General features: G+C 69.3%; 11 protein-coding genes. All 11 read right to left on the bottom strand.

Going from position 1 to position 9741, the window contains the following annotated elements; genetic code table 11:
• Window positions 1–128 precede the first annotated feature (128 nt).
• Window positions 129–1487 carry a phosphoglucosamine mutase gene (gene glmM / locus ACWCP2_RS35760; RefSeq protein ID WP_450912704.1) on the bottom strand — a complete coding sequence of 453 codons (1359 nt, stop codon included), beginning with the start codon at window positions 1485–1487 and terminating at the stop codon, window positions 129–131.
• Window positions 1488–1619: 132 nt separating this feature from the next.
• The gene (gene rpsI / locus ACWCP2_RS35755) at window positions 1620–2141 is read right to left on the bottom strand and encodes a 30S ribosomal protein S9 (protein ID WP_243333386.1); all 522 of its coding nucleotides are present in this window, start codon (window positions 2139–2141) and stop codon (window positions 1620–1622) included.
• A 46-nt stretch (window positions 2142–2187) separates the two neighbouring features.
• Window positions 2188–2631, bottom strand: coding sequence for a 50S ribosomal protein L13 (gene rplM / locus ACWCP2_RS35750; RefSeq protein WP_112447734.1), 444 nt, complete (start codon window positions 2629–2631; stop codon window positions 2188–2190).
• Between the two features lie 244 nt (window positions 2632–2875).
• Window positions 2876–4135 (bottom strand): glycosyltransferase family 87 protein, encoded by a 1260-nt coding sequence (locus ACWCP2_RS35745; protein ID WP_450912703.1) that lies wholly within the window; start codon window positions 4133–4135, stop codon window positions 2876–2878.
• Window positions 4136–4201: 66 nt separating this feature from the next.
• Window positions 4202–5821, bottom strand: a complete 1620-nt coding sequence (locus ACWCP2_RS35740; RefSeq protein WP_450912702.1) for an ABC-F family ATP-binding cassette domain-containing protein — start codon at window positions 5819–5821, stop codon at window positions 4202–4204.
• Window positions 5822–5874: 53 nt separating this feature from the next.
• Window positions 5875–6726: a tRNA pseudouridine(38-40) synthase TruA gene (truA, locus tag ACWCP2_RS35735; protein WP_450912701.1), complete on the bottom strand. Its 852-nt coding sequence runs from the start codon at window positions 6724–6726 to the stop codon at window positions 5875–5877.
• A 106-nt stretch (window positions 6727–6832) separates the two neighbouring features.
• On the bottom strand, window positions 6833–7297 hold the full coding sequence (gene rplQ / locus ACWCP2_RS35730; RefSeq protein ID WP_281204238.1) for a 50S ribosomal protein L17: 465 nt from the start codon (window positions 7295–7297) through the stop codon (window positions 6833–6835).
• 98 nt (window positions 7298–7395) lie between these two features.
• Window positions 7396–8418, bottom strand: a complete 1023-nt coding sequence (locus tag ACWCP2_RS35725; protein ID WP_008739666.1) for a DNA-directed RNA polymerase subunit alpha — start codon at window positions 8416–8418, stop codon at window positions 7396–7398.
• A 169-nt stretch (window positions 8419–8587) separates the two neighbouring features.
• Window positions 8588–8992: a 30S ribosomal protein S11 gene (rpsK, locus tag ACWCP2_RS35720; RefSeq protein ID WP_006376016.1), complete on the bottom strand. Its 405-nt coding sequence runs from the start codon at window positions 8990–8992 to the stop codon at window positions 8588–8590.
• A 54-nt stretch (window positions 8993–9046) separates the two neighbouring features.
• Window positions 9047–9427: a 30S ribosomal protein S13 gene (rpsM, locus tag ACWCP2_RS35715; protein ID WP_053682609.1), complete on the bottom strand. Its 381-nt coding sequence runs from the start codon at window positions 9425–9427 to the stop codon at window positions 9047–9049.
• Between the two features lie 200 nt (window positions 9428–9627).
• On the bottom strand, window positions 9628–9741 hold the full coding sequence (rpmJ, locus tag ACWCP2_RS35710) for a 50S ribosomal protein L36 (protein ID WP_003956441.1): 114 nt from the start codon (window positions 9739–9741) through the stop codon (window positions 9628–9630).

Genomic DNA, 9741 nt, shown 5'->3' with positions numbered 1-9741 from the left:
ATCGTGCGACCGGGGCGGTACTGGGCGGGATCCGGCGCCTGCACCCGGGCGGTGGCCGCGCGCACGTCCTGCTTGGCGGAACTCATGGCATTTCCCGCGGGGCCGCTGTCATGACCGGGGGTCGGGCTCTAGCCGAGCGCCGACTTCACCACGTCCGCGAGGCGCCCCGCGACCGAGCGGGCCTGCTCGATGTCGGCGGCCTCCACCATCACCCGTACGAGGGGCTCCGTGCCCGACGGACGCAGCAGGACGCGCCCGGTCGTACCGAGCTCCCGCTCCGCGTCGGCGACGGCCGCGGCCAGCTCGCCCGAGGTGGTGACCCGCGACTTGTCCACGTCGGGGACGTTGACCAGGACCTGCGGCAGCCGGGTCATGATCCCGGTCAGCTCGGCCAGCGGCTTGCCGGTGGCCGCGATCCGGGCCCCCAGCATCAGGCCGGTCAGGGTGCCGTCACCGGTGGTGGCGTGGTCGAGGATGATCACGTGGCCGGACTGCTCGCCGCCCAGCGCGTACCCGTGCTCCTTCATCGACTCCAGGACGTAGCGGTCGCCGACGCCGGTCTGCACGACGTTGATGCCCTGGGCCTCCATCGCCAGCTTGAAGCCCAGGTTGGACATCACGGTGGCGACGACGGTGTCCTCGCGCAGGTGCCCGGCCTCGCGCATCGCCAGCGCGAGCACCGCGAGGATCTGGTCCCCGTCGACCTCTTCGCCGTTCGCGTCCACGGCCAGGCAGCGGTCGGCGTCCCCGTCGTGCGCGATGCCGAGGTCGGCCCCGTGCTCGACGACGGCCTGCTTCAGCAGACCGAGGTGGGTGGAGCCGCAGCCGTCGTTGATGTTCAGGCCGTCGGGCTCGGCACCGATCGTGACGATCTCCGCGCCGGCCCGGGTGAAGGCCTCGGGCGAGACGTAGGCGGCCGCGCCGTGCGCCTCGTCCAGGACGACCTTGAGCCCGTCGAGGCGGTTGGGCAGGACACCCATGAGGTGGGCGACGTACTTGTCGAAGCCCTCGGTGTAGTCGGAGACGCGGCCGACACCGGCGCCCGTCGGGCGGTCCCAGGGAGCACCCGTGCGGTGGTCCTCGTAGACGGCCTCGATCCGGTCCTCCAGCTCGTCGGCGAGCTTGTGACCGCCGCGCGCGAAGAACTTGATGCCGTTGTCGGGCATGGCGTTGTGGCTGGCCGAGAGCATGACACCGAGGTCGGCGCCCAGCGCACCGGTGAGATACGCCACCGCCGGGGTGGGCAGCACACCGACGCGCAGGACGTCCACGCCCGCGCTCGCGAGGCCCGCGACGACTGCGGCCTCCAGGAACTCGCCCGAGGCCCGGGGGTCCCGGCCGACCACGGCCGTGGCCCGGTGCCCCTCGAAGGTGCCCGCCTCGGCCAGTACGTGCGCTGCCGCCACGGAGAGGCCGAGCGCGAGCTCGGCCGTCAGATCCGCGTTGGCGACGCCCCGTACACCGTCCGTCCCGAAGAGTCGTCCCACTGTTGTCCTCCCGAGTTCACACTTCGCTGTGAGCAGTTGTGCCAATTATTTGCCGCTTTTGGCGGTAAACGAACCGCCCCGGCAGCACAGAGAGTGCTGCCGGGGCGGATTCGTGCTGAACAGCGGGCGTGATTAACGCTTGCTGTACTGCGGAGCCTTACGGGCCTTCTTGAGACCGGCCTTCTTGCGCTCGACCGCACGGTCGTCGCGGGAGAGGAAGCCGGCCTTCTTCAGCGCCGGGCGGTTGTTGTCCACGTCCGCCTCGTTCAGCGCACGGGCCACACCGAGGCGCAGGGCGCCGGCCTGGCCGGACACGCCGCCACCCGAGATGCGGGCGATGACGTCGTAGCGGTTGTCGAGCTCGAGCAGCTTGAACGGCTCGTTGACTTCCTGCTGGTGCACCTTGTTGGGGAAGTAGTCCTCAAGGGTGCGACCGTTGATCTTCCACTTGCCGGTGCCCGGAACGATCCGGACGCGGGCGATGGCGTTCTTGCGACGGCCCAGGCCGGCGGCCGGCTGGGGGTCACCGAAGCGACCGGCAAGGGACTCGGACGTGTAGTCACCCTCGACTACGTCCGCGGTCTCGGTGGTGTACTCCTCGACGTTGCCCTCGAACTCTTCGACGGGGGTCGTCTCGGCGGTGGTCTCGGCCACGATGCTCCTCAGAAGTTTCTTGTCTTATGGGGTGTGGTGGCCGGAACTACTGCGCGACCTGGGTGATCTCGAACGGCACCGGCTGCTGAGCAGCGTGGGGGTGCACATCGCCCGAGTAGACCTTCAGCTTCGAGAGCATCTGACGGCCCAGGGTGTTCTTGGGGATCATGCCCTTGATGGCCTTCTCGACGGCCTTCTCCGGGTTGTTCGCCAGGAGGTCGTCGTAGCGGACCGAACGCAGACCGCCCGGGAAGCCAGAGTGGCGGTACGCCATCTTCTGGGTCGCCTTGTTGCCGGACAGGTGAACCTTGTCGGCGTTGATGATGATGACGAAGTCGCCCATGTCCATGTGGGGGGCGTAGGTCGGCTTGTGCTTACCCCGCAGGAGGGTAGCGGCCTGGGTCGCCAGACGGCCGAGGACAACGTCCTGGGCGTCAATGACGTGCCACTGGCGCGAGATGTCGCCGGGCTTGGGGCTGAACGTACGCACGCGTATGCCTTCGCTTCTTCAGTGGTGGGTCATCCCATAGGGCGCTAGCCCAGCGGGAAGGGTCCTGACAGGGTCACCACGGACGATCACGACAGCCCTCGTTCGCAGCAGGGACGGAGCCCGCGCGAACTGCTTGAACTGCTTGTCATCGGTCCGGTGGACCGGCGCAAGGCCCTTTCACGTGAGAATGAGAAAGCCAATACGCATAACAAACAAGCAGAGTACCCAGAAGGACCCGTACGGGTCAAAACGCGGTCCGCGAAGCCGTTTGAGCTGGCGACGCGGCGCACTCCGGTTCGGTCCTGGGTGGGGACCCCGCAGTTGTTACGGGCTCCAGGGTAACCCGTCCGGAGCGCAGTGCGCGACGAGCGAGCAGACCGGCGAGCGCGCACAGGGTCACCATGTCCCGGAACGCCCGCCTCTTGGCCTCGAACTCCGAGGGCCACGGGATGCCCGCCGTCTGGGGCACCAGGGCCACCCAGAACCAGGGCGAGCGCGGCATCGAGCCCTCCCGGACCCCCGACGCCAGCAGCAGCGGGAGCACCACGATCAGGTAGTGGTCGAAGGAGGGCCGCGACACCAGGAATGCGGCGAGCATCACCATGCAGGCGGTCTCCACCAGCCTCAGCTCACCCCCGTCGCCGTCCACCTCGACCGGCCGCCGCCACCGCCGCCAGGTCGCCCACAGACCGCAGCCGGCCCCCGTGAAGGCCAGCACCACGGCCACCGGCTCGGGCACCCCCAGCCGCGGCAGCGCGGCGATCGGCGAGGCGTCCCAGGGCAGCGCGTAGGAATCCTGGCCCTGGAGCAGGAAGGGCAGGGTCTTGGTGAAGAACAGCATGGGGTGCGGCATCATCAGCGCCCCCGCCAGCGAGAGCCCCACCGGTACGCCCACCGCGAGCGCCAGCCCCCGCCACTGCCGAGCCAGCAGGAACAGCAGCCCGACCGGCACCAGCATCGGCTTGCAGGCGATGGCCAGGCCCACCACCAGCCCGGCCGCGGCCCAGTGCTTGCGGTGCGCCAGCAGCAGGGCCACCGGCAGGGCCGCGGCAGAGATGGCCGTCCAGTTCGCGATCAGCACCAGGTTGATGTACGGCTTGTACGCCAGCGCGAACAGCGCGAAACCGCCGACCGCGAGCCGCGAGCGCACCGGTACCGAGAACAGCCGCAGCGAGGCCCACCAGCCGAGGCCGACGAGCCCGGTCATCCCCAGCGGCAGCACGCAGCGCAGCAGCGGCGCCGGCAGCAGGGCCTCGGGAATCGCCATGATCACGGCGCTGGGCAGGTAGAGGAACCGCTTGTCCTCGTACGGGGAGACCCCCGCGAGCAGGGCGTCGGCCGCCTTGACCACGAAGGCGTTGTCCGAGCCCCAGTTGACCCGCAGGCTCGCCGCGACCGCCACGGACAGCAGGATCACCAGGCCCACGAACCGCCAGGACCGGGGGGCCGGCCGCAGCAGCCAGGCCACCCCCCGGTCCCACGAGGACGGGCTGTCCCACTTCATGACCCAGACACTCGGCCGCAGCCCCACTACGCAGTCCCCTCGACCCAAGCCGGGGGCGGTCTACCCCTAGCGCTTCCGCTCGACCCTACGTTCGTCCCAGACGGGCTCCGTAGTCTCCCGCACAACACCGTCTGAACCGAAGACCAGGTAACGGTCAAATGTGCGCGCGAACCACCGGTCGTGCGTGACGCACAGCACAGTGCCGTCGTACGCCTCCAGCCCGTCCTGCAGCGCCTCCGCCGATTCCAGGTCCAGGTTGTCCGTCGGCTCGTCCAGGAGCAGCGCCGTCGTCCCCGCGAGCTCCAGCAGCAGGATCTGGAAACGCGCCTGCTGACCGCCCGAGAGCCGCTCGAAGGCCTGCTCGCCCTGGCGCTCCAGCTCATAGCGGCGCAGGGCGCCCATCGCCTGGCCGAGCGGCTTCGCCGCCTCCGTCCACAGGATGTCGACGAGCGTACGGCCGAACAGCTCGGGGTGGGCGTGGGTCTGCGCGAAGTGACCGGGGACCACGCGGGCGCCGAGCTTCCACGTACCCGTGTGCTTGACGTCCTCCCCCGCCATCAGGCGCAGGAAGTGGGACTTGCCCGAGCCGTTCGACCCGAGGACCGCGACCCGCTCCCCGTAGAAGACCTCCAGGGAGAAGGGCTTCATCAGCCCGGTGAGCTCCAGGTTCTCCACCGTGAGCGCGCGCACGCCCGTACGGCCGCCCTTGAGGCGCATCTTGATGTCCTGCTCGCGCGGCGGCTCGGGCGGCGGACCGGCCTCCTCGAACTTCTTGAAGCGCGTCTGCATCGCGTGGTAGCGCGAGGCCATGTCCGGGCTGATCGCGGCCTGCCCGCGCAGGCGCAGCACCAGGGCCTTCAGCCGGGCGTGCTCCTCGTCCCAGCGCCGCTTGAGCTCCTCGAAGCGCGCGAAACGCTCCTTGCGGGCCGCGTGGAAGGTGCCGAAGCCCTCGCCGTGCACCCAGACGTCGGAGCCGTTCGGGCTCGCCTCCAGGCTGATGATCTTCTCGGCGGCCTGGGTCAGCAGCTCCCGGTCGTGGCTGACGAAGAGCACCGTCTTGCGGGTGGCAGCCAGCTGCTCCTCCAGCCACCGCTTGCCGGGGACGTCCAGGTAGTTGTCCGGCTCGTCGAGCAGCAGCACCTCGTCCGGCCCGCGCAGCAGCGCCTCCAGGACCAGCCGCTTCTGCTCACCGCCCGAGAGCGTGCGCACCTCGCGGAACTGCGCCGAGTCGTACGGGATCGCCAGCGCGGCCATCGTGCAGACGTCCCACAGCGTCTCCGCCTCGTAGCCCTGCACGTCGGCCCAGTCGCTCAGCGCCTGCGCGTAGGCCATCTGGGCGGGCTCGTCGTCCACCGTCAGGATCAGCTGCTCCGCCCGGTCCACCGCCTTCGCGGCCTCCCGGATCCGCGGCTGGGACACCGAGACCAGCAGGTCCCGTACGGTCGTCTCGTCCCGGACCGAGCCCACGAACTGCGACATCACGCCCAGCCCGCCGCTCACGGTGACCGAGCCGCCGTGCGGCTGCAGCTCACCGGAGATCATCTTCAGCAGCGTGGTCTTGCCCGCCCCGTTCGCCCCGACCAGGGCGACGACCGACCCCTCCCCCACCCGGAAGGAGACGTCGGGGAGCAGGACCCGCCCGTCGGGAAGGTAGTACTCCAGGTGGCTGGCTTCGAGATGTCCCATGCGGGGCATTGTCCAGGTCCGGCGCCGATCCGCCCAAACGGATTAGGCCCGCGCTAGCAGCAGCCGGCTCCGGGCAGGGTGCGCAGGTTCCGCGCCTCCTTGCTGCGGGCGGCCAGCAGCTCGTCGGCCGGGTAGCCGACCTCCTCCAGCGTCAGCCCGTGCGGCTTGACCACGTGCACCGAGGAGTCCCGTACGGCCGCGGCCAGCACCTTCCCGGGCCAGTCGGTCGTCCGGTGGCCGTCGCCCACGTGCAGCAGCGCTCCGACCAGCGAGCGGACCATGTTGTGGCAGAAGGCGTCGGCGCGGACGGTCGCGGTGATGATCCCCTCCGCGTCCCGCTCCCAGCTGAGCTGCTGGAGGGTGCGGATGGTCGTGGCCCCCTCGCGCTTCTTGCAGTACGCGGCGAAGTCGTGCTCCCCCACCAGCGCGGCGGCGGCCTCGTTCATGGCGTCCACGTCGAGCGGCCACTGGTACCAGAGCACGTGCCCGCGGCGCAGCGGGTCCACGCCGGCCTGGTGGTCGCCCACGCGGTAGGCGTAGCGGCGCCAGATCGCGGAGAACCGCGCGTTGAACCCCGCGGGGGCCTCGGCGGCCTTCCACACCCGTACGTCGTGCGGCAGCCGCCCGGCGAGGCGGCGCAGCAGCTTGTCCTGGTGCTCGGCCCACACCTCGTCCCGTACGTCGAACTGCGCGACCTGCCCGCGCGCGTGGACGCCCGCGTCGGTGCGGCCGGCCACGGTCAGCTCGACCGGATCGGGCAGCCGCATCACGGTCTGCAGGGCCGACTGCAGCTCCCCCTGGACGGTCCGCAGCACGCGCTGCTTCGCCCAGCCGGAGAAGTCCTTGCCGTCGTAACTCAGGTCCAGCCTGACCCGGACGTGCCCGGGCTCCACCTCGTCACTCACGTGACCGATCCTCTCAGCTGCGTCTTTCGCACCCATGCAGAACGGGCCCGCCCCGGTGAGGGGGCGGGCCCGTTCAGAGCCATTCAGCGTGATCCCGGAAGGGGGATCAGGCCTCCTTGGTCTCCTCGGCGGCGGGAGCCTCGGTGGCCTCCGCCTCCTTCACGGCGCGCTTGGTGGCGGCCTCGGCCTCACCAGTGGCCTGCTGGGCGACCGTGAGGGCCTCGACCAGCTCGATCACGGCCATCGGGGCGTTGTCGCCACGACGGTTGCCGATCTTGGTGATGCGCGTGTAACCACCGGGGCGGTTCTCGTAGCGCGGGGCGATCTCGGTGAACAGCGTGTGCACGATGCTCTTGTCCGTGATCGTCTGCAGCACCAGGCGACGGTTGTGGATGTCGCCCTTCTTGGCCTTGGTCACCAGACGCTCGGCGTAGGGACGCAGGCGACGGGCCTTGGCCTCGGTGGTGGTGATGCGGCCGTGCTCGAAGAGCGACTTCGCGAGGTTCGCGAGGAGGTGCTTCTCGTGCGCGGCGCTGCCGCCCAGACGGGCACCCTTTGCGGGACGCGGCATGGTCTTACTCCTTCATATCTGCACCGGCCGTGTCAGGTACCGGTGTCAGTTCCCCCGAGGCGGATGCCGCGGGAAAGTCTTGGTCCTACTGGTGCTGCTTAGTACTGCTCGGTCTCGACGAAACCGGCGTCCGCGTCGTCGTCGGCGCCGAAGGCGTCGGCGGCGGCGGTCGGGTCGAATCCGGGCGGGCTGTCCTTGAGGGCCAGGCCCATGCCGGCCAGCTTCGCCTTGACCTCGTCGATCGACTTCGCACCGAAGTTGCGGATGTCGAGCAGGTCGGCCTCGGAGCGGGCGACGAGCTCACCCACGGAGTGGATGCCCTCGCGCTTGAGGCAGTTGTACGACCGAACGGTGAGCTCGAGCTCCTCGATCGGCAGGGCGAGATCGGCGGCCAGGGCCGCGTCCGTCGGCGAGGGGCCCATGTCGATGCCCTCGGCGTCGATGTTGAGCTCGCGGGCCAGACCGAACAGCTCGACCAGGGTCTTGCCGGCGGACGCCATGGCGTCGCGCGGGCGCATGGCCTGCTTGGTCTCGACGTCGACGATCAGCTTGTCGAAGTCGGTGCGCTGCTCGACTCGGGTCGCCTCGACCTTGTAGGTGACCTTGAGGACCGGGCTGTAGATGGAGTCGATCGGGATGCGACCGATCTCCTGGCCCAGCTGCTTGTTCTGGACGGCGGAGACGTAGCCGCGACCGCGCTCGACGGTCAGCTCCATCTCCAGCTTGCCCTTGCCGTTGAGCGTGGCCAGGACCAGGTCCGGGTTGTGCACCTCGACACCGGCCGGGGGCGCGATGTCGGCAGCGGTGACCAGGCCGGGACCCTGCTTGCGCAGGTACATCACGACCGGCTCGTCGTGCTCCGAGGAGACGACCAGCTGCTTGATGTTGAGGATGATGTCGGTGACGTCTTCCTTGACACCGGGCACGGTGGTGAACTCGTGCAGGACGCCGTCCACGCGGATGCTGGTGACAGCGGCACCCGGGATCGAGGACAGGAGCGTGCGGCGGAGCGAGTTGCCGAGGGTGTAACCGAAGCCCGGCTCGAGCGGCTCGATCACGAACCGCGAGCGGTACTCGTCTACGACCTCTTCGGTCAGCGAGGGGCGCTGAGCGATAAGCATGTGGATTCCTTCATTCGTGGACGCCCACTATTTGACGCCCGACGGATGCGGCCCCGATGTGTGCACGGGTCCGCGGACTACAAGGGTACGGGCGGTACGTCCCCCGCGAAGGGGTTCGTACCGCCCGGACACTCAAAGACGCACAGGCGCGAAGCCCGGCGCCGCCGAATCAGACGCGGCGGCGCTTGGGCGGACGGCAGCCGTTGTGCGGGGTGGGGGTGACGTCCTGGATCGAGCCGACCTCGAGGCCAGTGGCCTGGAGGGAGCGGATCGCGGTCTCACGGCCGGAGCCGGGACCCTTGACGAAGACGTCGACCTTGCGCATGCCGTGCTCCTGCGCGCGACGGGCGGCCGACTCGGCGGCCATCTGCGCGGCGAAGGGGGTGGACTTGCGCGAGCCCTTGAAGCCGACGTGGCCGGCGGAGGCCCAGGAGATCACGTTGCCCGCGGGGTCCGTGATCGAGACGATGGTGTTGTTGAACGTGCTCTTGATGTGGGCGTGCCCATGAGCGACGTTCTTCTTTTCCTTGCGGCGCACCTTCTTGGCAGCGCCCTGACGACCCTTGGGGGGCATCTAAATCTCCTACGGGAGGTGGTCGGTCCTACAGCGCAAGACCGCTGAACAGGACTACTTCTTGCCCGGCTTCTTCTTACCGGCGATCGCGCGACGCGGACCCTTGCGGGTACGGGCGTTCGTGCTGGTGCGCTGACCGTGCACGGGCAGGCCACGACGGTGGCGAACACCCTGGTAGCACTGGATCTCGACCTTGCGGCGGATGTCGGCCTGGATCTCGCGGCGGAGGTCACCCTCGGTGCGGAGGTTGGCGTCCACGTACTCGCGGATCTTGACCAGGTCCTCTTCGGCCAGGTCACGAACGCGGGTGTCGGGGTTCACACCGGTGGCCGCAAGGATTTCCTTGGACCGGGTGCGACCGACACCGAAGACGTAGGTAAGTGCGATCTCCACACGCTTTTCGCGCGGGATGTCAACACCGGAAACGCGTGCCATTCAATGGCTCCTGTGTGTTCGGGGGTCTTCCGCAGAACCGAACCCCGACCGCCGACCACTCCTGTTGGGTGGTGGTACGCCCGGGTCCCCGGCCCCCGCCGGAGGTGCCGCCGGCCCTGGTCAGGGCTGGGCGGGTTCTGCGTATGTACGTTTTCTTACGTCGCGCGAAGAACTGCGTAGTGCAGGTCGGTCGGCGTGCGTCAGCCCTGGCGCTGCTTGTGGCGCAGGTTGTCGCAGATGACCATGACCCGACCGTGACGGCGGATCACCTTGCACTTGTCGCAGATCTTCTTGACGCTCGGCTTGACCTTCAT

It is taken from the genome of Streptomyces sp. NPDC002104 (genome assembly GCF_053593795.1).
Note: the sequence above shows the minus strand (reverse complement) of the source record. Positions and strands in the feature narration are given on the sequence as shown.